The following is a 24,798-nucleotide window of genomic DNA, read 5'->3' on the forward strand; positions in this document are numbered from 1 at the left end:
GACGCTCGCGAACGGTGTCAGTGGGTGGAGGCGGGCGGCAGCAGGGCTGAGAGGCGGGTGAGATATTCATCCCAGTCCCGCATGCGGGCGACGGAGCCCGCCACGGCGCCGGAACGCACCACCACCAGCGCCGGCAGGGCCAGCCCCAGGGCGCCGCGCAGTTCGGTCTCCAGCGCCGGTCCGGCCACGGCGCCGGTGAGGCGGGCGCCGGAGGGATCGAGCGCCTTCACCAGTTCCGGCAGCACCACGGCGATGTCGGGTGTCTCCAGGTGCGCCTTGGCATGGGAGGGCAGGAACAACAGCACATCGCGCGGGTCGGCGAGGGCATCGAGCGCCTCGGCATAGGCATAGCCGTGGCAGGCGAGGAGCCGCTGCACCAAGGGATGGAGCGTGGAAGCGGGGGGAGGGGGGGCGGTGTCGAGCATCAGGCCTCCTTGCGGCCGGCGGCATAGGCGGCAGCCAGATGGGGCGGGAGCTGGGGCTCCCGGTCGAGATCGGCAAAGGCGCGGTCGATGAGGGCGGGGTCTTGGCCGGCCATCACCGCCGACAAGGCGGCCAGCGCCTCCGCGATGCGGGCGGCTTCCTCGGGATCGAGCCGGCTGCGGGCGGCGCCGAGGAAGACCAGGAGATGGTCGCCGGCCTCCGCATCGGGCACGAGGGAGAGATCCACCGGCTGCGGGCCATCGGTCCCCGCGCAGAGGCCGGCATCGCCGGACCGGGAGAGGAGGCGCATGGGGATGCCGACGCACATGGCTCAGACTCCCGTGCCGCGGGCGAGCACGCGGGCATCGCCGATGCGGCAGGCCTCCTCCGCGCTGGGGCGGCCGGCTTCATAGGCGGCGCGCGTCACGGCGGGGGCGAGGATGTCGGGCGCCGCTGCGGCGCGCGGGCGGGGATCGACATTGAATTCGGCGCGCAGGAGACCGACCACGTGGTCCGCCGCCGGCGCCACCAGGGCGGCGACACCCTCCGTCAGGCCGCCGCCATAATCGTCGAGCGTGTGGGGCTGCACCCCCACAAGGACGAGGCGACGCGGCGCGCGGCCACGCAGTCGGAGCAGGGCCAGGACCTCCTGGAAACCGGTCTGATGGAGGCTGACCTTGCGGGCGGAAAGGGCGACGGGAACATCCTCGTCCCGCACCACGTGAAGGGTGGCCGGCGGCAAGCCGTAATCCACCGCGTCGAGGATGATGACCGTGTCGGCATCCTCCAAATGGGGCAACAGGTACAGGCCCTGCGTGCCGCCATCGAGGAGGCTTACCGTGTCAGGAAACGCGTATGTGGCATCCAGGTGCTCGACGGTGCGCACGCCGAAGCCTTCATCCGCCCACAGGATGTTGCCGATGCCGAGTATGAGAATGCGTTCGTCGGCCATGGCGACAGTTCTTCCCCCTTGAGCCTCCCGGCGCGGTCTGACGCCGCGACTTTCGAACCGTTTCAATTCAAAAGCCGTGCCAGCCGGGCGGCAGAGGAAAGATCCCTTCCGCCGCAAGCCTTTCCCGGCTCGGCTGGAAACAAGGGGATCACAGAGGTGGAAGAATATCTGCCACCTAGATCAAAAAATGGAAGGTTTGTGACCGGGGCGACGTGCCGCCCCGGTGAAATCGCTCACTCCGGGTCGTCGTCCCGGAAGGTGCGGTAGCCATTGGTGATGGCAGAGATCATGGTCTGGCGGGACATGATGTCCTCGCGCACCACCGAATAGACGTGGATGATCACGAACAGGATGATTACCCACATGCCGAGGTGATGGAGCGTGTGCACCGACAGGCTGCCGCCAAGCAGCGGGATGATCCAGCCGAACAGCTTGTCCTGCCAGGAGCCGAGCCCCTCGCCCTCGGAATAAAGGGCAAAGCCGGTGCCGATCATGAAGGCCGAGCCCAGCACCATCACGAAGAACAGGAAGGTCTGGGCGAGGGGATTGTGGCCGGTGAATTTCAGCGGCCGGGTCTTCAGGAACGCGTACCACTGGGCTTCCACGAACAGCCCGCGCCAGAAGCTCTTGCGCCAGAACGGAAAGGTGAAGAGCTCGCGGGAATAGGAATTGCCGAAGAAGGCCCAGATGATCCGCCCCACAAAGCCGACGGCGAAGATATAGGCCGCCGCGAAATGGATGAAGCGGATGGTGCCCATGAGATAATGGGCGCTCGGCTCCCCCGACAAGGTGGGCAGCGGCGAGCCGATGAGATAGCCGGTGATGCACAAAACCACGATGGAGAGTGCATTCACCCAATGCCAGAGGCGCACCGGCGCCTCATAGACATAGACCGTGGTCAGCTTGCGCCCCGCCGGGTCCCGCTCCGCCGGAATGCCGGCGGCGGGGGGAGAGGCGACGGCGGGCAAAGCGGGGGAGGCATCCGTCATGGCCGCCTCCTCAGCGCACGGTGACGCGGGCGAGTTCCTCGCCGCCCGGCGACATCACATGGGTGGAGCAGGCCAGGCACGGATCGAACGAGTGCAGCGTGCGCAGGATCTCCACCGGCTCCTCGGGGCGCATCATGGGGGTGTTCATGAGCGAGGCCTCGAAGGCGCCGATATTGCCCTTGGGATCACGCGGCCCGCCATTCCAGGTGGTGGGCACCACGCACTGGTAGTTCTCGATCCGCCCGTCCTTGATCTTGATCCAGTGGCCAAGCCCGCCGCGGGGCGCCGCCACCGTGCCCACGCCCTTGGCTTCCTTCGGCCAGGTCTTGGGGTCCCACTTTTCCATGTTGGCGGTGGCGGTGTCGCCAGCCTTGATGTTGGCAATGAGATTGTCGAAGTCGCCCAGCATCATCTCGGCGCAATAATGGGCCTCCAGCGCGCGGGCGAGCGTCCGGCCGATGGTGGTGGGCAAGGCCTGCTGGGGCGTGAGGTTGGTGCCGGCCAGCGTATTGAAGCGCCCGAGCGCCTCGTCCACCTGGCCCTTCACATAGGGCACGCCATGGGCATAAGCGAGGATGTAGCGGGCGAGCGGACCCACTTCCACCGCATTGCCCTTCCAGCGGGGCGCCTTGATCCAGCTATACTTGGCGGCCTCGTCCACGGCCTCGATATTGGTCTTTGTGCCCTTGGCGGCCGGGCCCAGCTCATATTTGGGCTCGGTGACGCCGTCCCAGGGATGCAGGCCCTTGTCGTTATTGCCGGCGCCGTAGCTGTACCAGGAATGGGTGACGAATTCCTGGACCTGCGCCGGGTCGCGCGGGTCGATGGGGTGGATCTCGTTCCAGTTGCCGTTGAGGATCACGCCGCCGGGCAGCCGGTCGGTGGATTTTTGGCCCTGGATGGCTTCGTAGTCGCCATAATCCATTACATTGGTGGCCGAGAGGCCGCCGCCATAGAGCCAGCCCTTGTAGAAGGAGGCGATGGCGATCACGTCCGGCACATAGACGTTCTTGGAGAATTCATAGGCTTCCTGAAGCTTCAGCTTCACGAAATTGAGCCGCTCCATGTTGAGCGGGGCGCCCGCCGACATGTCCCCTTCCATGTTGATGGCGCAGGGCACGCCGCCCACCATGTAATTGGGATGGGGATTCTTGCCGCCAAAGATGGTGTGGACCTTCACGATCTCGCGCTGGAAGTCGAGGGCTTCCAGATAATGGGTGACGGCAAGAAGATCCGCTTCGGGTGGCAGCAGATAAGCCGGGTTGTCCCAATAGCCGTTCTTGAAGATGCCGAGCTGGCCGCTCTCCACGAACTTCTTCAGCCGGTTCTGCACGTCGCGGAAATAGCCGGGGGACGACTTGGAATGGTCGGAAATGGCCTGCTGGAGCGCCGAGGTCGCCTTGGGGTCGGCCTTCAGCGCATTGATGGGGTTCACCCAGTCAAGCGCGTGCAGGTGATAGAAATGGACCACATGGTCGTGCCATTGCAGCACCTTGGCCATGATCTCGCGGATCAGGAAGGCGTTGTTGGGGATCTTGATGGCGAGGGCATCTTCCACCGCGCGCACCGAGGTGAGCGCATGGCAGCCGGTGCACACGCCGCAGATGCGCTCCACGAACGCCCAGGCGTCGCGCGGGTCGCGGCCCTTCAGGATCACTTCCAGCCCGCGCCACATGGTGCCGGTGGAGACCGCGTTGCGGATGACATTGTTGGCATCCACATTCACCTCGCAGCGCATATGGCCTTCGATGCGGGTGACGGGATCGACGACGATGCGGCGGCCGGACGTGTCCAGGCTGAAGCCGTTGGGGGTCTGGATGGTCACTGGGCGCCTCCCTGGTCATTGGTTTTGGCGGAAGGGGCGGGCGGCGGCGGGGCGGCGGGCTTTGGGCCATCTCCCTTGTGCTGGGCGCGCTTCAGCGCGCTGACCGCCGCATGGACCGCCACTGCGCCACCCACGATGCCGGCGGCGGCAAGGCCCACCTGGTCCGCATTGGCCTCGATGCCGAAGCCCTCGCCCTTCAGGTCGGTGAGGCGGGCATACCAGGAACCCTTGTCCCAGAAGCCGTCTTCCGAGCAGCCGATGCAGCCATGGCCAGCCTGGATGGGGAAGGACACGCCGTCATTCCAGCGCACGGTGGAGCAGGCGTTGTAGGTGGTCGGGCCCTTGCAGCCGACCTTGTAGAGGCAATAGCCCTTGCGCGCGCCTTCGTCGTCAAACTGCTCCACATACTGGCCGGCATCGAAATGGGGGCGCCGGTAGCACTTGTCGTGGATGCGCTGGGAATAGAACATCTTCGGCCGGCCCTGGCGGTCGAGCTCGGGGATGTGGTCGAAGGTGAGCATGTAGGTGATGACGCCGGTCATCACCTCGGCGATGGGCGGGCAGCCCGGCACCTTGATGATGGGCTTGTCGAAGATCACCTCGTGCACCGGGGTGGCGCGGGTCGGGTTGGGGCGGGCGGCCTGGACGCAGCCATAGGAGGCGCAGGAGCCCCAGGAAATGATGGCCGCCGCGTCCTTCGACACCTTCTTCAACTGGTCGACGAAGGGCTTGCCGCCGATGATGCAATACATGCCGTCTTCATTGAGCGGCGGATTGCCTTCCACGGCCAGGATGTAGCGGCCCTTATACTTGGTCATCACCTCGTCGAGGATGGCTTCCGCCTGATGCCCGGCTGAGGCCATGAGGGTGTCGTCATAGTCCAGCGAGATCATGGACAGGACGACGTCCTTCACCAAAGGATGGGCCGAGCGGATGAAGCTCTCCGAGCAGCAGGTGCATTCCAGGCCATGGAGCCAGAGCACCGGCAGGCGGGGCTTGGTTTCCATGGCGTGGGCGATCTTGGGCGCGAATTCCGGCCCCAGCCCAAGCGCGGCTGCGGTGAGCGAGCAGTATTTCAGGAATGAGCGGCGGGTGATGCCCTGCCGCCGCATGACGTCATAGAATGTTTCGAGGCCGGCCATGCGGCGTCCCTCCCCGGTGGAACCTCGCGCTGCCGGCGGGGCTGAGCCCCTTGTGGTCCCGTGCGCGCTTGGGGTGTCTTCAGCAACCGCCGTGCCACAGATTGGAACTGTTGCAAGACAAGGCTTTCGGCCACTGTGGAGAGTGGGGGATGCGGAAAGCCGGTTCCCGGTGGACGTGCGGGGCGGAAAGCCCGTGACCGGTCAGGCGGAGAGGCGCGCCGCCGCCACCACGGCTTGGCCCAGCGCGAGGCCACCATCATTGGTGGGCACATCGGCGGAGGCGAGGACCCGCAGGCCTGCATTTTCCAGGCGCATGGTGAGGCTTTCCAGCAGCCGGCCATTCTGGAACACGCCCCCGCACAGCACCACCGTGCCGAGCCCCGCGTCGGTCGCAATGCGCAGCGCGGCCTGGGCGAAGGCGTCAGACACCCCGTCATGGAAGCGGGCGGCCAGGGTGGCGGCGGGTGCGCCGACTGCACGATCGGCGAGGGCGGCGCGCCAGAGCGGGCTGGGATCGATCTCCAGGAGGTCCTCTCCCACGAGGCCGTTGCGTACCTCGATGACCATGGGATAAGGCGCGCCCTCCAGCCGTCCTGCCGCTGCCTCCAGGGCCATCGCCGCCTGCCCCTCGAAGGACAGACGATCGGGGGCAAGGCCCGCGAGTGCCGCCATGGCATCAAACAGTCGGCCAGCGGAGCTGGTGAGCGGTGCGTTCAGACCCTTGCGAGCCATGGCGCGCAAGGTGGAAAGGGGCTTTCCGGCGAGAAGATCATCGGCCGCCGCCGCTTCGCCTGCCGCGTCGAGATGGGCCAGCAGCATGCGCCAGGGTTCGCGATTGGCGGCATCGCCCCCCAGCAGCGGCACCGGCTTCAGGCGGCCGCGCCGCGCGCTGGTGAGATAGTCGCAAACCAGAAGCTCGCCGCCCCAGACCGTGCCGTCGGTGCCGTGCCCGAGGCCGTCCAGTGCGATCCCCAGCACCTTGCCGTCCGCGCGCCGCCAGCCCGCCTCCGCCATCACCGCCGCCACATGGGCATGGTGGTGCTGCACCTCGACCAGCGGCAGGCCGTGCCGTTCAGCGAAATCGGCGGCGAAGCGGCTGGGGAAGAGATCGGGATGGAGGTCGCAGGCGACAGCCTCGGGGCGATGGCCAAACAGGGCGGAGCAATCGGCCAGTGCGGTCTCGAAGGCTTCGGCTGTGGCGGGTTCGTCGAGATCCCCCAGATGCTGGGAGAGCAGTGCGCGCCCGCCCAGAGTGAGGCACAGCGCATTCTTCAACCCGCCGCCGGTGGCGAGGATGGCCGGGCGTCCGGCGAAATCCTCTGGCAGCGCCAGGGGCATGGGGGCAAGGCCGCGGGCGCGCCGCAGCACCGTTTGCCGGCCGCCCACCACCTGCACCACACTGTCATCGAGCCGCCGGGCGATGGGCCGGTCATGGGTCAGGAGGGCATCCACAAGGCCGCTGAGTTCGGTGCGGGCCTCGTCATCGCGATAGACCTGCGGCGCGTTGGATCGGTTGGCGCTGGTCATCACCAGCGGACCGCCGAACGCCTCCAGGAGCAGAATGTGGAGAGGGCTGTAGGCCAGCATCAGGCCGAGCCGCTCCTGGCCGGGCGCCACGGAGGGGGCGAGCCTCGCATCCTCACGGCGGCGCAACAGCACCACGGGCGCGGCGGGGCTTTCCAGGGCTTCGGCTTCCCGGGGCTCCACATGGCAGAGCGCGCGGGCGGCCGGAAGATCCGCCACCATTATGGCGAAGGGCTTGGCGGGGCGGTGCTTGCGCTGCCGCAGCTCGGCAACCGCCGCCTCATCGCAGGCATCACATGCGATGTGGAAGCCACCGATGCCTTTCACGGCGAGAATGCCGCCCGCCTTCAGCCGCGCCACTGCCGTCGCGAGCGCCTCCTCTCGCTCAAGGGAGGGCGCATCCGCCGCCTGGAGCATGAGGCGCGGCCCGCAGGCCGGACAGGCCACGGGCTGGGCATGGAAGCGTCGGTCGGCGGGGTTCTCATACTCGGCGCGGCAGTCCAGGCAGAGGGCAAAGCCCGCCATGGTCGTGCGCGCCCGGTCATAGGGCAGGTCTGTGACGATGGAGAAGCGAGGGCCGCAGTCGGTGCAATTGGTGAAGGCATAGCGGAAGCGGCGCGCGGTGGGATCGGCCATTTCCGCCCGGCATTCGGAGCACGTGGCCATGTCCTGTACGATGCCCACGCTCACCTCGCCCGCCGCGCTCTCGATGATGCGGAACCCGTCCTCCTGCGGCGGCGCAGCGGGAGCGCGAAGGATGCTCTCGATGCGGGCGAGGACGGGGGCCTCTGCGCGCAGGGCCTGTTCCAGGGCATCAAGAGCGTGTGGCGCGCCACCCGCATGGATCACCACGCGCGTGCCCGCATTGGCCACCGTGCCGTGAAGGCCAAGCCTTTGGGCGAGCCGCCAGACGAAGGGCCGGAAGCCCACGCCCTGGACGATGCCCGTGACGCTGATCTCCGCGCCCGCCTTCTCCGCCATGGCCGCCTCAATGCACCGTGCAGACCATGCACGGATCGAAGGAGCGCACGATGTGCTGCACGGAGAGGGGCGTCTTCTCTCCCGGCTCCACCCGCGCTCCCACAAGGGCCGCTTCCAGGGGACCCGGGACGCCCTGCGCGTCACGGGGCGAGAAGTTCCAGGTGGTGGGGGCGATGATCTGGTAGCGGGCGATGCGCCCCTTCTCCACGCTCACCCAATGGCCGAGCGCGCCGCGCGCCGCCTCGGTGAGCCCCGCCGCCTGTCCGATGGACGGGTTGATCCCTTCGGCGCACCAGGGCGCGTCCGGTTCGAGCGCGCGCACCCAGGCCTCCATGGCGATGAGGGTGCGCGCCGTTTCCCAAAGACGCGCCACCACGCGCGAATAGACGGTGCCACCCCCGTACGCCACCAAAGCTGTGAGAAGCGGCTGGCCGTCCACCACTTGCCGCGCCAGGGCGCCGGTTTCGAACGGGCGGCCGAACAGGCGCGGTGCCTTGCACCAGGTATAGCCGGTCTCGTCCGCCGCATCAGGCAGGGTGGAACCCGCGAAGGGATGGTGCGGGTGACCGCGCTCTTCCATGCGGGCGAAGGTGTGGTCCTCGGTGATCCCTGTGGGATCGAGCCTTCCCCGCTCGCCGTCAGTGACGATGCCGGCGGCATAGAAGGGCCCGCCTTCCCTGGGATAGGCGCCGTGGCTCAGGAAACGGTCATAAGCCCGCCCCATGCGGTCGAGCCCGAGGTCGGCGGCGATCTCCAGGAACAGGCGGAAATCGCCTTGCGGCCCATTGGCTCGCCAGGTTTCCAGTTCCGCCGGGTCGGAAAGCTCCGCCACCCGCTCCAGCGGCGCGCCGAAAAGCTGTGCCTCCAGCACCCCGCGCACCGCGCGCAAGGTGGCGAGCAGGCGCATCTGGTCCCGCCGGTCGGCCCGCCGCGTCACCCCGCCCGGCTGGATGGCCAGGGTATGGGGCCAGCGCCCGGCCAGCAGGCCCAGCACATGAAACAGCGTCGCCCGCGCTTCCACCATGCGGCGCGCGCTGGTGCCGCGCCCGGCCTTGAAGCGGGCCTCGGCTTCGGCAAACCAGGGCCGCCCGGCATAGGCGGCGCGGGCGAAGTCCGGCATGAAGAAGAGATGGAAATGGGTGAGATGATCCGCCACGTTCTCCGTCGCCACCAGCAGATTGGTGGCGATGCGGCCGTTTTCCGTTGGCCCGATGCCCTGCAAGCCCGCCAGCGCCAGCGCCGCCGCCTGGGATTGGGACACCGAGCAGATGCCGCAAATGCGGGGCGCGATGATGAGGGCATCGCGCGGATCGCGCCCCTCCAGGATGCGCTCGAAGCCGCGAAACAGGGGCGATGACACATAGGCAGCGGTCACCGCGCCTTCCGCCACCTCCAGGCGCACTTCCAGATCGCCTTCGACGCGGTTGAACGGGCCGACAATCAGCCGGCGGGGGGCCTCTTCCGACCCCGTCTCCAGGATGCTCATCGCCGCCTGATGTCCCGCACCGTGGGCGGCACCACCGGATGGTCGCTCACCGCATTGCGTTTCAGCCGCTCAGGCGTGGCCGCCTTGGCGAGCGACGACAAGGCGATGAACCACGCCTTCGGCATGTCGGTGGGCAGGCCAATGGGAATGCCGGCGATCTTGGGCGTCTCCAGGAAGGGGTGGCCGGGCTCCTCAAATTCGGGCGCGGTGCAGTTGATGCAGGAATAGCCGCCACGGGTGCAGGAGCCTTCCCCGTTCCAGGGCCGGGTATTGCAGTCCGCATGGGCCTGGGTGCCGAGGCACCCCAGATGCTCCATCATGCAGCCGAGATCCGAGAGTTTCTCCGCGCTCGCCTTGTACTCATAATATTCGTTGCGCGTGCAACCATGATGGACCAGATGGTCCGCATAGAAACGGGGTCGGCGGTAGGCGTCGAGATCCTGCGGAGATACCAGCCCGGCTGCCAGCAGCATGAGTGTCTCGGTGACCCAATTGGGGTGGGTCGGACAGCCCGCCACATTGATGACCGGCAGTCCCTCCCGGGAACGGAAGCCGGCGCCCAGCGCCCCGCCTTCGCGCCGCCCGTCATATTGGAGCCCGCACGCATCGGTGGGGTTGAGGCCGGCGGCCGTCACGCCGCCATAGGCGGCGCAGGTGCCCACCGCCACCACATAGCGGGCAAGGCCCGCCAGTTCGCGCACCCATTCGATGGTGGCCCGTCCGGTGCCGGCCAGCATGTGGAAGCGCCCCGTGCCGTTGGGGCCGCGCAGCAGCGCGCCTTCCACGCACAGGGCGTCGAGCACGAGCGCGCCGGCCTGGATGCGGGCGAAGATGTCGAGCGCCTCGTCCCCTGTCTCCTCGGAGAGGCTGGGATGCCAGAGCAGGGAGATGCCCGCTCCCTCCAGCGTGGTCATCAGGTCCGGCCCTTCGGCGCAAAGCAGCGACATGGTGCAGCCGCCGCAGCCGCCGGACTGGAGCCACAGGACGGTGAAGGGGGCGGCTGGCGTGCCGGAGAAGGTGGCAAGGCCGCTCATGGCTGGCTCCTGGACTGGGTCGGGGAGAAAGCGTGGCCCTTGGCGGCAGGCAGGGAGAGGGTGAGCACCGCACCGCCGTCCGGATGGTTGGTGGCGGTCAGCGCGCCGCCATGCTCGGCGGCGATGCGATAGGAGATGGACAGGCCCAGCCCGGTTCCCTTGCCCACTGGCTTGGTGGTGAAGAAGGGGTCGAACATGCGGCACGCCACCTCCTCCGGCAGGCCGGGGCCGGTATCGCGCACGGCCAGCATCACCCGGTCGCCGTGCCGGTCGCCGGAAATTTCCAGCCGCCGGTTGTCCCGTCCTTCCATGGCATCGGTCGCGTTCTGGATCAGGTTCATGAGCAATTGGTGCAGGTGACCGGGATGGCCCTCCACCTCCAGGCCCTCGGGCAGGTCGAGGCGGGTTTCGATGCCGGGCATTTGGGCCTTGGCTACCCATTCCAGGGCGGACCGCACCAGCGGCCCCATGTCGAAGGTCTCCAGCGCCTCCCGCCGGTCGGCGGAGAAGCGGCGCAGGTCCGCCACGATGTCCCGCACGCGCTCCGCGCCTTCCAATATGCCGGCCAGGGTTGCGGGCAGGTCGGCGCGGCTATGGTCCAGCTTCAGCGAGGCGCGCAGGGCCTTCAACTCCGCCGGTGTCGCGCCCCGCTCCACCGCATCAAGGAAGGCGGTGATACGGTCGGTGTAGCGCTTCAAGGCGTGGGCATTGCCATAGACGAAAGAGATGGGATTGTTCAGCTCGTGGGCGACGCCCGCCACCAGGCGGCCGAGGGAGGCCATCTTCTCGGCATGCACCAATTGCTGCTGGGCCTGCTTTAGGCCCTCATGGGCGGCGGCCAGATCCCGGTAGGCCTTGCGCAATTCGCCCACCGGCCGGCCCATGAGCACCACGCCCACCGCGCGGCCGCGGGAATCGAACCGCGCGGCGCCATTCACGGACACGGGCAACGGCCCTTCGGGGGTGGCAAAGGCGAAGTCGGTGTCCACGATGCGCTGGCGCTGGGCGACGATAGCGAATACGTCCGCGACGCCTGTGGGGGAGGACGGATCAATCAGGTCGGCAAGGCGCATCTCCTGGAGCGCGGAGCCAGGCCGTCCAAACAGGCGTTCGGCGGCCACGTTGACCTGCTCGATGCGCCCGGCGAGGTCGCAGGCGATGAGCACGTCGGTCATGGACGCCATGATGCCGGCGATAAAGGCTTGGGCTTCCTCCAGCGCCTCGTTCTTGGATTCCAGCTCCACTTGCTGGGCGAGAAGCTCGGCATAGGTCTCGTCCATCTTGCGGATGACAGAGATCCAAGCCTGCTCCGTATCCCGCTCGCCCCCCTCGTCCGGCGCCCCGAGGTGCGGCGCGCGCGTTGCCGCGGCGGGCGGCGGCGCAACGGCATCGGAAGGGGCGCGGAAGGAGGTCATGGCGGCTCGTCGGGAGGGACCCTTCCTCATGCTACGCCCGGAGGCCGCCCGGCGACAACAGCGCCGGGCGGGACGGGGCTTTTACCAGCGCACCCAGCGGCCGGGTACGAACACCCAGACGCCGCCGCGATTGACCCAGGTGGCGCCCACATAGCGGTAGCCGCGGCGGGCCGGCACCCATTGGCCGGGCACCCAGACATAACGCCAGCCGCGCGCGCTCCAGGTCCAGTGGCCGGGCGCCCAGACGAAGCCCGGGCGGGGCGGAGGCACCCGTTCCCAGCGCGCGGGCGGGGGCGGCGGCGGACGACGGCCTCCGGGCGGCGGTGGGCCGGGCGGCGGCGGACCGGGAGGACCGGGCGGGAACCAGGCCTGCGCCTCGGCCTTGCCCGCCAGGATCGCGACCGGCGCAGCGGCGGCTGCGGCAACAAGGCCCTTCAGAAAGCGGCGGCGTTCGATCATCTGTTCTTCCTTCTGCGCGCGCCGCCCGTGCCAGGAGACCCCGGCCCTGCCGAGTTCGCCGGACTGGAGCGACGCCGTGCGTCGAAGACGCTTCAGGAGGCATTCAGGTTCCCGAACCGGGCGAAGATGGGGCGCGCAGGCGCTTTACGTCATCCTGCTCACCGCCGCCGTCGGCCATGGTTAACCGGCCTCCCTTGCCGCTTAGGCGCTGGCATAAAGGCCTTCGATTTCAGAGGCATACTTCTTCTGGATGTTGGAGCGGCGCACCTTCATGGTGGCGGTGACCTCGTCATCGTCGTGGTCCAGCTCCTTCACCAGGAGATGGAAGCGGCGGATGTGGGAGACCTGGGCGAGCTGGGCATTGGCGGCGGCGATCTCGCCCTCGATCAATTCGCGCACCTTGGGGTGCTCGGCGAGCGAACGGAAATGGGTGTAGGCGACGCCCTTCTCCTCCGCCCACTTGCCCACCGTCTCCCCGTCGATCTGGATCAGAGCCGACACATATTTGCGCCGCTCGCCGATGACGATGCACTCCTTCACATAGGGGCTCGCCTTGACGGTGTTCTCGATCTCCGAGGGGGAGAGGTTCTTTCCTCCGGCGGTGATCATGATGTCTTTCAGGCGGTCAACGATCTTGACTTGCCCCTGCACCATTTCCGCTACGTCACCCGTGTGGAGCCAGCCGTCGCGGATGGCGGCGGCGGTGGCGTCGGGGGACTTGTAATAGCCGGCAAAGACGATGTCGCCGCGCACCAGGATCTCCCCTGTCTCCGGCGCCAGGCGCAGCTCCACGCCGCGCGCCGGGCTGCCGACACAGGCCGGCACCAGATGGTCCGGCCGCTGACCGCAGGCGAGGCCCGAGGTCTCGGTGGCGCCGTAGACCTCCACCAGCGGGACGCCCAGGGTGCGGAAGAAGCGCACGATCTTGGCCGAGATGGGGGCGGCGCCGGTCATGGCCACCTTGCAGTGCGTGAGGCCGATATAGTTCTGCAGCGCCCGGAACACCGCCACATAGCACACCGCAAAGAGCGCCCGCTGCGCCAGGGTGCGGCGGGCGGGCGGCACCTCGGCGAAGGGCTCGCACAGGGCAAAGGCGCGCTCGAACAAGGCCCGGCGCAGGCCGCCGGCTTCGATGAGCTTGATGTAGATGGAGGCGTTCAGCTTCTCCCAGATGCGCGGCACGCCCAGGAACATGGAGGGCGCCACTTCCCGAAGGTCCTCCTGCACCGTGCGGATGCTCTCGCCGAAATTGATCTGCGATCCCAGATAGATGGGCGCCATGGTGGTGAGCATCTGCTCGGCCACGTGGCAGAGCGGCAGATAGGACAGATGCGTGGTGGCGGCATCCAGGGAAAGCGTGTCCACCACCGCGATGGCCTCGGCCCTGAGGTTGCGGTAGCTGAGCATCGCGCCCTTGGGCTTACCCGTGGAGCCGGAGGTGTAGATCATCAGGCCGATGTCATCGAGGCCCTGGCGTTCCAGGCACTCCTCGATGAGGCGGGGATGGTCGATGCCATAGGCGCGCCCGAGGTCCTCCAGCGCCGCGAAGGAGAGGACGAGGCCATCGGGATAGGCCCGCAGCCCCTTCTGCTCGATCACCACGATGCGCTTGACCTTGGGCAGTTCGGCCTGGCGCTCGAGCACCTTGTCCACCTGCTCCTGGTCCTCGCAGACCACGATCTGCGCATCCGAATGGTCGAGCACATAGGCGACTTCATTGGAGGGGCTGGTGGCATAGACGCCCACCGTCACGCCGCCCACGAGCCCGGCGCCCAGCTGCGCCAGCACCCATTCCACCCGGTTCTCGGAGAGGATGGCCACATGCCCGCCCTCGGCGAGGCCGAGCGCCCGCAGTCCGAGGCCAGCCGCGCTGGCGCGCGCGAAATAGTCCTGGAAGCTCAGCGGCTTCCAGATGCCGAAATCCTTCTGCCGGATGGCGGTGCGCACCCCGTTCTGCTGCGCCTGGCGGCGCAGCATCTGGGGCAAGGTGAGGGCAGGGGGATCAAAGACGGGCGTCGCGGTCATGGGAGGTCCTCAGGACAGCCAGCGCTTGCGGCGCTTGTAATGCTTCACGTCGCGATAGCTTTTCTCGGCCCCTTCGCCGCCCATGCCGAGATAAAATTCCCGCACGTCCTGGTCGCGCATCAGCTTTTCCACCGGGCCGTCGATGACGACCTTTCCGGTCTCCATGATGTAGCCGTAATGGGCGACCGCCATGGCCACCGCCGCATTCTGCTCCACCAAGAGCATGGAGACGCCGCGCTCCCGGTTGATGCGGGCGATGATGGTGAAGATCTCCTCCACCAGCTTGGGGGAGAGGCCGAGGGATGGTTCGTCCAGCAGGATGAGGCTGGGCTTGGCGATGAGCGCCCGGCCGATGGCCAGCATCTGCTGCTCGCCGCCGGAGAGATAGCCGGCGCGGCTGGTGCGCCGTTCTTTCAGGCGCGGGAAATAGTCATAGACCTCGTCGAAGGGCGTGGGCGGCAGGCCCCGGCCCGACAGGGCGAAGGTGGCGGCGGTGAGGTTTTCTTCGACGGTCAGGTCCTCGAACACCCGCCGCCCCTCCATCACATGGAACAGGCCCTTGCGGACGAGGCCGTGGGGGGAGAGGCCCGCCACATTGCGCCCGTCGAAGGTGATGGTGCCGGCGGTGACGGCGCCATCCTCGAGGTCCAGCAAGTTGGAGATCGCCTTCAGCGTGGTGGACTTGCCCGCCCCGTTGGAGCCGAGCAGCGCCACCACGGATCCCCGCTCCACCCGGAGCGAGAGGCCGCGCAGAACCTGCACCGCCTTGTTGTAGACGACCTCGATATTGGTCACCTCGAGAATGGCGTCAGTCATATCAGGCCCTCTGCCCTCAGGAGGCGACGTTGATCCAGTCGGAATCGGCCACCATCAGCTTCTTGGCGGCGTCGTAGCGATAGACCCGGCCGACCGGCACCGAATTGCCGGGAATGGAGACGGGAACGCCGATGATGCCGCCGGTGTCGAAGTCCTTCAGGCTGTTGAGGGCCGCCTTCAGGTTGGTGCCGTTCAACTCCTGTCCGGCCGCCAGCGTGCGCTTGGCGCTTTCCAGGAACAGCATGGCGGTGAAGAAGCCCTGCATATAGGCGGTGGACTGATATTCGGGTCGCATCTGCCGGATCTTGTCCAGCATGGGGCTCTTGCCGTCGGTGTCGTAATAATAGCGATAGGGCATCACGCCCATGAAGCCGTCCGCCGGCTCGCCCACCTTGGTCCAGAGCGAATTGTCCATGGACCAGAACGTGCCCATGAACTTGGTGGCAAGGCCCATCTGCTTGGCCTGGCTCATGAATTCAGGAATGGGCGCGAGCACGTAGCCGTGGAAGATGGTGTAGTCGGGGTTGGCGCGGCGCAGCTTGAGGATTTCGGTGGACACGTCCACGGCGGTGGGCGGCGTGACGATGGTCTCGGTCATCTTCAGGCCGAGCTTCTTCACCTTCTCCTGGCCCGCTGCAATGGGATCGCGGCCGAACTCGGTGTCGGAATGCACAAAGGCAATCTTCGCGCCGGGCTTCGTCTTGGCCACATATTGCAGCAGGATGTCGAACATCTGCGTGTAGTCGGGGCCGGCGATGAACTGGAAGGGATACTTCTTGGGGTCGTTCAGCTCGCTGGCGAAGGACGCGCCCGCCATCATAATGGTCTTCTTGCGGTCCAGCTCCGCATTGATGGTCTTCGAGAAGCCGGTGGAGTCGCCATAATAGAGGTTGATATTGGCCTGGCTGGTGAGCTTGTTGAACACAGCCACCGACTGGTCGACCTTGTAGCCGGTATCCTCGGCCAGGTACGTCACCTTGCGGCCGGCAATGCCGCCGCCATCATTGATGATCTTCACATAGTCCTGGATGCCCGCATGGATGCCGATGCCGGCAAAGGCGAACACGCCGGACAGCGGGATCGAGCCGCCGATGACGATGTCGTCCGCCGCCGCCGAGGGGCGGATGCCAAGGCCGATGGCAGCGCCCGCGCCGAGGGCCAGGGTGAGAGCCTCGCGTCTGTTCATTTTCATGATGTTTCCTCCCGGTTCGCCCGCCTTTGCGGGTCTGTCACGTCGTCAGGTCTTGAACGGCCACAGATGGAAGAAGCGCCGCGTGCGCCGCCAGATTTCGGCAAGTCCGTGCGGCTCGAAGACGAGGAAGCCGATGATGAGCGCGCCGAACACGATGGTGCGCACCGGCGAGAGAATGGCCACCGCATCGGGCAGGATGGGGGAGAGCACGCCCACCATGAGCTTCAGCACTTCCGGCACCATGGTCATGAAGATGGCGCCGAGAATGCCGCCCAAGATGGTGCCCATGCCGCCCACGATGACGGCGGCCAGGAAGAAGATGGAATAGACGAAGGGAAAGCTTTCCGGCGTCACCACGCGGAAGAAGTAGGCCCACAGTCCGCCGGCCACCCCCGCATAGAAGGAGGAGAGGGCAAAGCTCATGAGCTTGTAGCGCAGGAGCGGAATGCCCAGCACCTCGGCGGAAATGTCCCGGTCGCGGATGGCGATGAAGGCCCGGCCGATGCGGGTGCGGAACAGGTTCGCCGCCGCCAGCACCATGATCGCCATCAGGGGAAGGATCAGCCAGTAGAGCGCGAAGGGGCGCGACAAGGTGAGCCCGAAGACGGAGGCCGGAGCCACATTGATGCCGGACACGCCATTGGTCACCGAAGACCAGTTGGAGAAGACGAAGTGCAGGATGAAGGAGGCCGCGATGGTTGCCATGGCCAGATAAAGGCCTTTCACCCGCAGGCTGGGCAGGCCCACCACCGCCCCGACCAAGGCGGTCATGAGGCCGGCGAGCAGGAGGTTGAGCAAGGCCGGCGTGCCAAGCCGCCCCTCCAGCACCGCCACCGTATAGGCCCCCACACCCATGAAGGCCGCCTGCCCCAGCGAGACGAGGCCGGTGAAGCCGGTGAGGATGTTGAGGCCGGTGGTGGAGATGATGTGGATTCCCACTAGGCAGGCCAGATAGAGGAAATATTCGTTGGCGACGAACGGCAAGGCGACGAGCGCCACCGCCAGCACCACCAGCCAGGCCCGCTGGGTGGAGGTGTCGAAGAGCGCCTCGTCGGCGGCGTAGGTTTCCTTCAGCGTGCCGATGCGCATGTCACAGCCTCTCGATCTCGACCGTGCCGAACAGCCCGTAGGGCCGCACCAGCAGCACCAGCATCAGCAGGCCGAAGGTGGCCAGCATCTTGTATTCGCCGCCCAGGAAGGTGCCCGCCCAGGCCTCGATCAGCCCCACCATGACCGCGCCGATGAGCGCGCCGGAGATGGAATCCAGGCCCCCCACGATCACCACCACAAGGGCGGACAGCCCGAACACGCCCATGGCGGGCGAAATGCCGCCCACCGCGCCCACCAGCACGCCCGCGCCCGCCGCCGCCATGCCGGCGAAGACCCAGGCCAGGGAGAAGACGGCGGGCACATTGATGCCGCAGGAATAGGCCGCCGCCTGATCGGTGGCGGTGGCGCGCAGCGCGACGCCGCCGCGCCAGAAGCGGAACACCAGCAGGAAGGCGGCAATGACGGCGCAGGAGACGGAGAAGCCGATCACCACCTTGCGGGAGACATAGGCGTCGAAGATGAACACCGCGCCGCCGCCCATGAAGTCCGGCAGGGCGGTGGGCGCCGCGCCCCAGATGATCTCGGCCAGGCCCATGAGCACCGAGCCGATGCCGATGGTGACCATGAAGACCGAGATGGCGTTCTCGCCCAGCATGGGGCGGATCACCGTGCGCTCCAGCACCGCGCCGAGAAGCCCGCCACCCACCAGCGCGGCGGGGATGGCCACATAGGTGGGCAGGCCGAGACCGGCGGTGAAGGAGAAGAACAGATAGGCCCCTACCATCAGGATTTCGCCGATGGCGAGGTTCACCACGCGGGTGGCCTTGTAGATCAGCACGAAGGCAAGGCCGGTGAGCGCAAGCAGTGCCGCATTGCCGAGGCCCGCGAGCGTCACCTCGAAGAAGAACAGCCAGTCGAAGTCCATCAGGCCGCCTCCCGCCCCTGGATGCGGCGCTGAAGCGCCTCCACGTCCGTGCCGCCGAGATAGGCGCGGATCACGTCCGGATTGGCGGTGACTTCGGCGGGCCGCCCGCGGGCGATCACCTGGCCGAAATTGAGCACCACCACATGGTCGGAAATGTCCATCACCATGCCCATGTCATGCTCCACCATGAGGATGGTCACGCCCCATTCTTCCTTCACGTCGAGGATGAAGCGGGCCATGTCCTCGGTCTCTTCCCGGTTCATGCCGGCCACCGGCTCGTCCAGCATCAGCACCTTCGGGCGCATGGCGAGCGCGCGGGCCAGTTCCACCCGCTTGCGCAGGCCATAAGGGAGCGTTGCCACCGGCTGGTTGCGGATGTGGTTGATCTCCAGGAGGTCGATGATCTTTTCCTCCACCTCGGCGCGCAGCTCCATCTCCTCCCTCTGCGCCCGGCCCCAATAGAGGAGCGCCTCCAGCAGCGAGGTCTTCATGTGGGCGTGGCGACCGAGCTTGATGTTGTCGAGCACGGTCATGCCCCGGAAGAGGGCGATGTTCTGGAAGGTGCGGGCGAGGCCGAGGCGGGCACGCTCGGGCGGATGGGTGCGGGAAATGTCCTGCCCCTCGAAGCGGATGGCGCCTTCGCTCGGGTGGTAGAAGCCGGAGATGCAGTTGAAGAGCGAGGTCTTGCCGGCCCCGTTCGGCCCGATGACGGCGGTGATGGAACCCGGCGCCACGTCGAAGGTGACGCCGTTCAGCGCCTTCAGGCCGCCGAAGGACAGGCTCATGGCATCGACCGAGAGGATGGGCGCGCTCATGCCGCGCCTCCCGGCCGGCCGGCCGTTCCGGCCGCGCGGCCTCGTCCGCGCCCGGCGGTCGGCCGGGCCTTGCTCTGGCAGATGCACACGTCGCCGTAGGCGGCTGGTGCCGTCATGGTTTCCTCCCTTCCCGACGGCGCTTGGCGCGCTCTTTGGGATTTTGGTGTCTGGCCTCCCGGGGGCGTTGGCGCGCCCGCCGGGAGGTGGTCGGCTTAAAGCGACATGTGCTGCGGCAGGCTGCGGGCGTAGACGCGCTCCACGGGCTCGTCGAGATCACGCCCGGCCCGCTCGAAGCCGCGCCGCCAGTCATAAATGTGCCGGCGCATCCATAGCCGCGCCGTCTCCAGGTCCCGCGCCTTGATGGCATCGATGATCTGGCGGTGAGCAAAGATCATGCGCCCGGGGCCCTCGGGCACGCGGCGGCAGATCAGTTCGGAGGTGGGAAAGAAGAGCAGGCTGCACGGCTCGCGCGACAGGGTGAGCACCCGGTTCCCGGTGGATTTCGCCAGCAGGACATGGAAGTCGAAATCCACCTGGGAGATGCGCGTCGGGTCGTTGGCGGCGCTGGCGGCTTCCAGTTCCTTCTGGTTCTCCTCCAGCTCTTCGATGGCTTCGGCCGGGGCGGCGGCCACCGCCTCCTCCGCCGCGGTCACCTCGAGGACGAGGGAGACCGAGAACAATTCGCGAAACGTGACCTCGTGCAGCGCCAAAGCGCGGCTCATGCGCGAGGACAGGCGGTTGTAGCGGGGCAGGCAGGCATAAAGGCGCCGGTCGGGGCCCCGTTCGATGAAGCCGCTTTCCTCCAGCGCCCGGATGCCCTCGCGCACGGTGGAGCGATTGACCCCGAACTGGCGCACCAGCTCGGCCTCCGTGCCCACTGGTTCCCCCGGCAGGAGACGCCCGGATACCACCTCGCGCTCGATCGCCTCGGCGACCAGCTGATAGGCCGGTGCAACCTGGATGCGTTCAAAGCGAGTGGGAGACGGAGCGACCATGGGACCAGCCATTTGCAACCGACAGAACCCTAGCATGTCCTGATCGGACATTGTCAACATCGCTCTTAGCTCTGTCTGTTTCTTTATTTTGTAAGCAGTTGCGAGATGTATTCCTCGCGGGCGCAATACAAATGTACGTTTGTCCGACAAAGTGCGGGCGGCGTTGGGCGGCGCGTGTCGGGCAGGTGTGGCGCCCGCTCCAGGAATGGCAAGGCTTTGGCTTTTCATTGCGGGCGGCAACCGCTATCTTCAACCTAAAGAAGGGGGGACCGTCCGCGCGGGCGCAGGCGGGGAACCTGGGGCTTCAAGATCGCCAGGCTTCAGCCCGGGAGGGGCGCGCGTGACGGTGTGGGGGATGAACACCGCCAAAGTGCTGAGGCATGTCGCGCGGCGCGGGCTGATTATGGCAGCGGCGCTCGTCATGGTGGCGGCGATCGTGGCCATCCAGGGCTACACCCTGCTGCAGGCGCGCCAGGACAGCTGGGACAATGCGGTACGCGGCGCCGACAATCTCCTGTCGACCCTGGCTGCTGCCATCGAGCGCAACCTGAGCCTCATCGAAGTGTCCCTGACCGGGGTCCAGGAGGCCGTGGAGCGGCCCGAGGTGCGCGCGGTGTCGCCCGAGTTGCGCAATCACGTGCTGTTTGACCGGGCGACGGCGGCCGAGCATGTGGATGTGGTCCTGGTGCTGTCTCCCACCGGCGACATTCTGTTCGACTCCCGTTCTCCCATGACCGGCACGGGCAATTTCGCAGACCGGGATTTCTTCCTGGCGCAGAAGGACAAGGACGCGGGCACCTATCTGTCGCGCCCAAGCGAAAGCCTATTTGGGAACGGCGCCCGGCAGATTGCGCTCAGTCGCCGCCTGTCCCACGCCGATGGCTCCTTTGCCGGTGTGGCCGCGGCGAGCCTGCGCTCCAGCTATTTTGACGAATTGTTCTCCGCCCTCGACCTGGGGCCTGGCAGCATCATCACGCTCATGCGAACGGACGGCGTGGTGGTGGACCGCCGGCCTTCGGCGGAGCCTGACAATGGCGCCGGGGTGAGCGTGGCCGGGCAGGCCGTTTTCCAGGCCATCGCGAACGGGCGGCCCAGTGGCTTCAAGGCCATCTCGATGTATGAGGGCACGGAGAAGTACTTCCTTTACCGGCACATCGCCGGCTTTCCTCTGGTTTTGATGATCTCCATACCCATGGATGTCGTCTTCAAGCCCTGGCGCTCCCAGGCCATCGTGGTGGGCCTGCTCACCGTGTGCGTGTGCAGCCTGATCCTTTTCCTGGTGGCGGTGGTGCAGCGGGCGTTGATCCAGAGCTTCTCCATGGAGGACCGCCTCAAGCTTGCCGCCTCCACCGACTTCCTGACGGGGCTGACCAACCGCCGCGATTTCGACCGGTACCTGGCGGTCGAGATGCAGCGGGCGGCGCGCGATGGCTCCTTCCTGTCCCTGCTCATGGTGGACGCCGATCGCTTCAAGCTGGTGAATGACCGGCACGGCCATCCGGTGGGGGACGAACTCCTGCGCGAGATCGCCGGCAGCCTGCGCCGTTCTCTGCTGCGCCCGGCCGACCTCGCCTCCCGTTATGGCGGCGAGGAGTTCGCAATCGTGCTCCCCGGCACCGACGGCGTGGGCGCCCGGGTGATCGCTGAGCGGATCCGCAAGGTGGTGGAGGCCACGTCCGTTCCTCTGCCCGATGGCGGGCGCCTGTCCGGCACGGTGAGCGTGGGCGCCGTGACCGCCCGCATCGGGGTCGCCACCCGCGTGGAAACCCTGGTCCGGCGGGCGGACGAGGCGCTCTATATGGCCAAGGGGCGCGGGCGCAATTGCTGCGTCCTCTTGGAAGGGGTGGGGCCGGATAGCCGCGTCACCGGCTCCCAGGTTCCCCTCTATATCTGAGCTGTTGCCCGGGGTTCCGGCCCATCAGGACGGGGGCGCGCTGCGCTTATGCAGCCGGCGGCCCATGACCCAGGTTTCATCCACGGCCCGGTCATCCGCCACGCTCATCAGCCCGAACAGAAGGCCGGCCGCTTCTTCCCGGGTGCGGGGACGATCCCCGGACAGCACCATGGACTGTCGCCAAGCCAGGGCGGCCGGTCCCCCGTTCCAGTCCAGCACCACGAAGTCGGCTTCCTTCCCAGGCTGGAAATTGCCGAGCATCTCATCGAGATAAAGCCCCTGCGCGCCACCCAGGGTGATCGACCAGAAGGCACGGTAGGGCGAGAGCTTGTTGCGCTCGGCCTCGGCGGGGTCATGGCGGGAGGGGTCCAGGCTGCCGTCCAGAAGAGTGGCGTTGCACATGCCCACCTTGTAGGCATCGTCCAGCACCTGCAGCATGGAGAAGCGGTTGCCGCCGCCAATGTCCGATCCAAAGGTCAGCCGCACCCGGTGCTCAGGGTCCGTGGCGCGCCCCAGGCGGAACAGGCCAGAGCCCAGGAACAGGTTGGAGCAGGGGCAGAAGGTGACGGCGGCGCCGGCGCGCGAGAGGCGCTTGAATTCGCCATCGGACAGCCAAACGCCGTGGCCGCCTGAGAATTTCGGCCCCACCAGCCCGTACTTTTCATAAACGGCGAGATAGTCCGGGCAGTCGGGGAAAAGGTCCATCACCCCCCGGCATTCGGCCGGCGTTTCGGAAATATGGGTGTTGATCCAGCAATCGGGATGCTCCGCCTTCAGGCGCTCGCAGGCCGACAGCATCGCCTCGCTCGCGCCAAGGGCAAAGCGGGGGGTGATGGCGTAGAGGTTGCGTCCCTTGCGATGATAGCGGGCGATCAGGCGGGCGCTGTCGGCGTAGAAGTGCTCGGGCGTGTCGGTGAAGTCCTCCGGCACATTCTTGTCGATGCCGGTCAGTCCCGCGATCACCCGCACATTGCGCCGGCTGGCTTCCTCGAAAAACGCCTCCGTCGACACCGGGGAGGCCGTGGTGAAGGCCTGGCACGTGGTGGTCCCCGACGCCAGAAGCGCGTCGAAAAAGCGCCTCGCCCCCTCCCGGGCGTAATCGGGGTCCTTGTAGCGCAATTCCTCCGGGATCACCCATTTCTTCAGCCATGGCAGCAGCTGCTCGCCATAGGAGCCGAGCATGCGGGTCTGCGGGAAATGGATATGGCCGTCGATGAAGCCGGGCAGGATGAGGCGGTCGGGAAAGTGGGTGACGGCGAGGTCGGCATAGGCCGGGGCCACGTCCTCGAAGGCCCCGAAGGCGCGGATGATGCCGTCTTCCACCACCAGAAGGCCATCGGCGAAGAAGCGGGCGGCGTCTTCTTCCGCGCCCCCCTGCGCCCAGGGATCGCCGATGAAGTCGAAAAAACAGCCGCGTATGCCCACAAGGCTCATGCCCGTACCCTTCTGCGCGGGAGGGATGCGCTGTGGCGGGCGCCCGGATGCGGGCAGGGGAGGGCGCGGATGCCGTGCCGCTGGATCAAGGCCGCCTCCTTGGCGTGGGGGCGCGTGCGGGAGACGGTGCTCCCGCGCTGCTCCGATGGCCGCACCCCGCTCATGCTGCAATGCAGCTTACAGGCGTGAGGGGGGAGCGCAAGTTGGCGGCGCGGCGCCGCACCAGCGGCAGACGCGCGGGATCAGGCGTCGAGCAAGGTGACGATGGCGGCGTGAAGGGTCCGCGCCAGCGCCTGCGGGGGAGCGTCCGCAATGTCGGTGTCCGTCCGCATCAGCGGAAGTCCGGTCTTCAGGGCCAGTCGCGCTTCCAGTTCAAGCGCGAGGTCGTGGAGCGCCTCCTTCAACTGGGCATTGGCCGTGGATCCCAGTTCCGGGGCATGAACCAGTTCGCGCAGCAATCCGGCGCGCCCCAGCCCATTGCCCAAGGCCTCGCTGTAGAAGGCGAGCGCCTCGTCGTCCGCATCGCGGCCGAGCACGCCGAGAAAGGCATCCCTTACGAATTGCCGGCGCTGCCCCAGCGTGCCGCCCGCTTCGCCCCGACCGCGCAGGGGGCGTTCGGAAATGCGGTGAAGGCTGTCCTGCACGTGCTGCTGGATGAGGTCGCCCGCGCGTGGGAAATCGTCCAGCGCGCCCACAAGCGCCGCGGTCACGCCCAGCTCATCTTGCCCCAGCATGTGGCGGAGCTCATTGAGCGGATCTTCCGCGGTCTCTTCCAGGTCGAGCGCCCGCAGATAGGCCAGCGCGGCCTCGGCCCGCCGGCCGGTGATCTTGAGCAGATGGCCGAGCTGGAGATGGGTGTCCCAGTTCATGGGCTCCGCGCTGAGCGCTCGAAGATAGGCGGCTTCCGCGCCGATCATCTGGCCGGATTCCTTGTGGGCGTGGCCCAGCTGGACCCAGATATGGGTCATGTCCGGCTTGAGGCGCAGCGCGTCCACATAGAAGGACGCCGCCTTGCGCCAATGGCGCAGCTCGCGCTGGGCATCGCCCTTGCCCACCAGATCCGCCGCCGCCGCGCCTTCCCGGCCCAGGCCAATCAAGCGCACGCCGCGCGCAAGGACGGAGGCCTCCTCTGCCTCCGTGCCGAGGGCCAGCCCCTCCACCCGCCGCGCGCGCGCGGCGTCATCCAGCATTCGGCCGGTGAGCGCCATCTCAAGGCCGAGGCAGGCACGCTGGAACGCGCGCAGGTCGCGTGGCTCGGTCCTGGCTTTCTTGCGTTGCCCCATCTGTCCCGAACATCCTTATGATGATGCACACTAATGTGAGCGGGCGGGGGAGGAAAGCGCGGCGTGGGCCAAGGCCACGCTTGTTGCCACGCCGCCCGGTGCATGCTACCGCAAGGAAAGCCGTGCGGGGGCACCAGGG

At 67.3% G+C, this 24,798-nt stretch carries 21 protein-coding genes; 1 reads left to right on the forward strand and 20 read right to left on the reverse strand.

Annotation, left to right across the window (positions count from 1 at the left end; translation table 11 throughout):
• Positions 1-17: 17 nt before the first annotated feature.
• From ACT54L_RS11920 to ACT54L_RS12005, 18 genes are all read right to left on the reverse strand, one after another.
• On the reverse strand, positions 18-425 hold the full coding sequence (locus ACT54L_RS11920) for a thioredoxin domain-containing protein (RefSeq protein WP_476085805.1): 408 nt from the start codon (positions 423-425) through the stop codon (positions 18-20).
• The gene (locus ACT54L_RS11925) at positions 425-751 is read right to left on the reverse strand and encodes a HypC/HybG/HupF family hydrogenase formation chaperone (protein ID WP_476085806.1); all 327 of its coding nucleotides are present in this window, start codon (positions 749-751) and stop codon (positions 425-427) included. The genes ACT54L_RS11920 and ACT54L_RS11925 overlap by 1 nt, the downstream gene beginning before the upstream one ends.
• Before the next feature lie 3 nt (positions 752-754).
• A complete protein-coding gene (locus tag ACT54L_RS11930; RefSeq protein ID WP_476085807.1) occupies positions 755-1,375 on the reverse strand; it encodes a HyaD/HybD family hydrogenase maturation endopeptidase in 621 nt (206 codons plus the stop codon).
• Positions 1,376-1,608: 233 nt separating this feature from the next.
• Positions 1,609-2,364, reverse strand: a complete 756-nt coding sequence (cybH, locus tag ACT54L_RS11935) for a Ni/Fe-hydrogenase, b-type cytochrome subunit (protein WP_476085808.1) — start codon at positions 2,362-2,364, stop codon at positions 1,609-1,611.
• Positions 2,365-2,374: 10 nt separating this feature from the next.
• Positions 2,375-4,189 (reverse strand): nickel-dependent hydrogenase large subunit, encoded by a 1,815-nt coding sequence (locus ACT54L_RS11940; protein WP_476085809.1) that lies wholly within the window; start codon positions 4,187-4,189, stop codon positions 2,375-2,377.
• Positions 4,186-5,331: a hydrogenase small subunit gene (locus tag ACT54L_RS11945; protein WP_476085810.1), complete on the reverse strand. Its 1,146-nt coding sequence runs from the start codon at positions 5,329-5,331 to the stop codon at positions 4,186-4,188. The genes ACT54L_RS11940 and ACT54L_RS11945 overlap by 4 nt, the downstream gene beginning before the upstream one ends.
• Before the next feature lie 201 nt (positions 5,332-5,532).
• On the reverse strand, positions 5,533-7,836 hold the full coding sequence (hypF, locus tag ACT54L_RS11950) for a carbamoyltransferase HypF (protein ID WP_476085811.1): 2,304 nt from the start codon (positions 7,834-7,836) through the stop codon (positions 5,533-5,535).
• A gap of 7 nt (positions 7,837-7,843) precedes the next feature.
• Positions 7,844-9,322: a nickel-dependent hydrogenase large subunit gene (locus tag ACT54L_RS11955; protein ID WP_476085812.1), complete on the reverse strand. Its 1,479-nt coding sequence runs from the start codon at positions 9,320-9,322 to the stop codon at positions 7,844-7,846.
• Positions 9,319-10,356 carry an NADH-quinone oxidoreductase subunit B family protein gene (locus ACT54L_RS11960; protein WP_476085813.1) on the reverse strand — a complete coding sequence of 346 codons (1,038 nt, stop codon included), beginning with the start codon at positions 10,354-10,356 and terminating at the stop codon, positions 9,319-9,321. The genes ACT54L_RS11955 and ACT54L_RS11960 overlap by 4 nt, the downstream gene beginning before the upstream one ends.
• Positions 10,353-11,771, reverse strand: coding sequence for a sensor histidine kinase (locus ACT54L_RS11965; RefSeq protein WP_476085814.1), 1,419 nt, complete (start codon positions 11,769-11,771; stop codon positions 10,353-10,355). Before ACT54L_RS11965 ends, ACT54L_RS11960 begins: the two co-directional genes overlap by 4 nt.
• An 81-nt stretch (positions 11,772-11,852) precedes the next feature.
• The gene (locus ACT54L_RS11970; RefSeq protein WP_476085815.1) at positions 11,853-12,230 is read right to left on the reverse strand and encodes a twin-arginine translocation signal domain-containing protein; all 378 of its coding nucleotides are present in this window, start codon (positions 12,228-12,230) and stop codon (positions 11,853-11,855) included.
• Positions 12,231-12,431: 201 nt separating this feature from the next.
• Positions 12,432-14,255, reverse strand: a complete 1,824-nt coding sequence (locus tag ACT54L_RS11975; RefSeq protein ID WP_476085816.1) for an AMP-dependent synthetase/ligase — start codon at positions 14,253-14,255, stop codon at positions 12,432-12,434.
• A gap of 9 nt (positions 14,256-14,264) precedes the next feature.
• A complete protein-coding gene (locus tag ACT54L_RS11980; RefSeq protein ID WP_274775355.1) occupies positions 14,265-15,071 on the reverse strand; it encodes an ABC transporter ATP-binding protein in 807 nt (268 codons plus the stop codon).
• A gap of 16 nt (positions 15,072-15,087) precedes the next feature.
• Complete coding sequence (locus ACT54L_RS11985) at positions 15,088-16,263, reverse strand: ABC transporter substrate-binding protein (RefSeq protein WP_476085817.1); 1,176 nt, start codon at positions 16,261-16,263, stop codon at positions 15,088-15,090.
• Positions 16,264-16,308: 45 nt separating this feature from the next.
• Positions 16,309-17,352, reverse strand: coding sequence for a branched-chain amino acid ABC transporter permease (locus tag ACT54L_RS11990; protein ID WP_476085818.1), 1,044 nt, complete (start codon positions 17,350-17,352; stop codon positions 16,309-16,311).
• A 1-nt stretch (position 17,353) separates the two neighbouring features.
• Positions 17,354-18,238: a branched-chain amino acid ABC transporter permease gene (locus ACT54L_RS11995; RefSeq protein WP_476085819.1), complete on the reverse strand. Its 885-nt coding sequence runs from the start codon at positions 18,236-18,238 to the stop codon at positions 17,354-17,356.
• Positions 18,238-19,053: an ABC transporter ATP-binding protein gene (locus ACT54L_RS12000; protein ID WP_476085820.1), complete on the reverse strand. Its 816-nt coding sequence runs from the start codon at positions 19,051-19,053 to the stop codon at positions 18,238-18,240. Before ACT54L_RS12000 ends, ACT54L_RS11995 begins: the two co-directional genes overlap by 1 nt.
• Positions 19,054-19,265: 212 nt before the next feature.
• The gene (locus ACT54L_RS12005) at positions 19,266-20,048 is read right to left on the reverse strand and encodes a FadR/GntR family transcriptional regulator (RefSeq protein WP_476085821.1); all 783 of its coding nucleotides are present in this window, start codon (positions 20,046-20,048) and stop codon (positions 19,266-19,268) included.
• Positions 20,049-20,403: 355 nt separating this feature from the next.
• Between ACT54L_RS12005 and ACT54L_RS12010 the strand changes: the two genes are divergently transcribed.
• Positions 20,404-21,942, forward strand: coding sequence for a sensor domain-containing diguanylate cyclase (locus ACT54L_RS12010; protein ID WP_476085822.1), 1,539 nt, complete (start codon positions 20,404-20,406; stop codon positions 21,940-21,942).
• A gap of 24 nt (positions 21,943-21,966) precedes the next feature.
• Here ACT54L_RS12010 and guaD read toward each other — a convergent pair whose 3' ends face one another.
• On the reverse strand, positions 21,967-23,376 hold the full coding sequence (gene guaD / locus ACT54L_RS12015; protein ID WP_476085823.1) for a guanine deaminase: 1,410 nt from the start codon (positions 23,374-23,376) through the stop codon (positions 21,967-21,969).
• Positions 23,377-23,618: 242 nt separating this feature from the next.
• On the reverse strand, positions 23,619-24,659 hold the full coding sequence (locus tag ACT54L_RS12020) for a hypothetical protein (RefSeq protein ID WP_476085824.1): 1,041 nt from the start codon (positions 24,657-24,659) through the stop codon (positions 23,619-23,621).
• Positions 24,660-24,798 lie beyond the last annotated feature (139 nt).

It is taken from the genome of Aquabacter sp. DMC10 (genome assembly GCF_056314145.1).

Bases quoted from the DNA above. Each gene is read 5' to 3' on its own strand.
- ACT54L_RS11920 (WP_476085805.1), bottom strand. From the start codon at position 425: ATGCTCGACACCGCCCCCCCTCCCCCCGCTTCCACGCTCCATCCCTTG.
- ACT54L_RS11925 (WP_476085806.1), bottom strand. From the start codon at position 751: ATGTGCGTCGGCATCCCCATGCGCCTCCTCTCCCGGTCCGGCGATGCC.
- ACT54L_RS11930 (WP_476085807.1), bottom strand. From the start codon at position 1,375: ATGGCCGACGAACGCATTCTCATACTCGGCATCGGCAACATCCTGTGG.
- cybH (WP_476085808.1), bottom strand. From the start codon at position 2,364: ATGACGGATGCCTCCCCCGCTTTGCCCGCCGTCGCCTCTCCCCCCGCC.
- ACT54L_RS11945 (WP_476085810.1), bottom strand. From the start codon at position 5,331: ATGGCCGGCCTCGAAACATTCTATGACGTCATGCGGCGGCAGGGCATC.
- hypF (WP_476085811.1), bottom strand. From the start codon at position 7,836: ATGGCGGAGAAGGCGGGCGCGGAGATCAGCGTCACGGGCATCGTCCAG.
- ACT54L_RS11955 (WP_476085812.1), bottom strand. From the start codon at position 9,322: ATGAGCATCCTGGAGACGGGGTCGGAAGAGGCCCCCCGCCGGCTGATT.
- ACT54L_RS11960 (WP_476085813.1), bottom strand. From the start codon at position 10,356: ATGAGCGGCCTTGCCACCTTCTCCGGCACGCCAGCCGCCCCCTTCACC.
- ACT54L_RS11965 (WP_476085814.1), bottom strand. From the start codon at position 11,771: ATGACCTCCTTCCGCGCCCCTTCCGATGCCGTTGCGCCGCCGCCCGCC.
- ACT54L_RS11970 (WP_476085815.1), bottom strand. From the start codon at position 12,230: ATGATCGAACGCCGCCGCTTTCTGAAGGGCCTTGTTGCCGCAGCCGCC.
- ACT54L_RS11975 (WP_476085816.1), bottom strand. From the start codon at position 14,255: ATGACCGCGACGCCCGTCTTTGATCCCCCTGCCCTCACCTTGCCCCAG.
- ACT54L_RS11980 (WP_274775355.1), bottom strand. From the start codon at position 15,071: ATGACTGACGCCATTCTCGAGGTGACCAATATCGAGGTCGTCTACAAC.
- ACT54L_RS11985 (WP_476085817.1), bottom strand. From the start codon at position 16,263: ATGAAAATGAACAGACGCGAGGCTCTCACCCTGGCCCTCGGCGCGGGC.
- ACT54L_RS11990 (WP_476085818.1), bottom strand. From the start codon at position 17,352: ATGCGCATCGGCACGCTGAAGGAAACCTACGCCGCCGACGAGGCGCTC.
- ACT54L_RS11995 (WP_476085819.1), bottom strand. From the start codon at position 18,238: ATGGACTTCGACTGGCTGTTCTTCTTCGAGGTGACGCTCGCGGGCCTC.
- ACT54L_RS12000 (WP_476085820.1), bottom strand. From the start codon at position 19,053: ATGAGCGCGCCCATCCTCTCGGTCGATGCCATGAGCCTGTCCTTCGGC.
- ACT54L_RS12005 (WP_476085821.1), bottom strand. From the start codon at position 20,048: ATGGTCGCTCCGTCTCCCACTCGCTTTGAACGCATCCAGGTTGCACCG.
- ACT54L_RS12010 (WP_476085822.1), top strand. From the start codon at position 20,404: ATGAACACCGCCAAAGTGCTGAGGCATGTCGCGCGGCGCGGGCTGATT.
- guaD (WP_476085823.1), bottom strand. From the start codon at position 23,376: ATGAGCCTTGTGGGCATACGCGGCTGTTTTTTCGACTTCATCGGCGAT.
- ACT54L_RS12020 (WP_476085824.1), bottom strand. From the start codon at position 24,659: ATGGGGCAACGCAAGAAAGCCAGGACCGAGCCACGCGACCTGCGCGCG.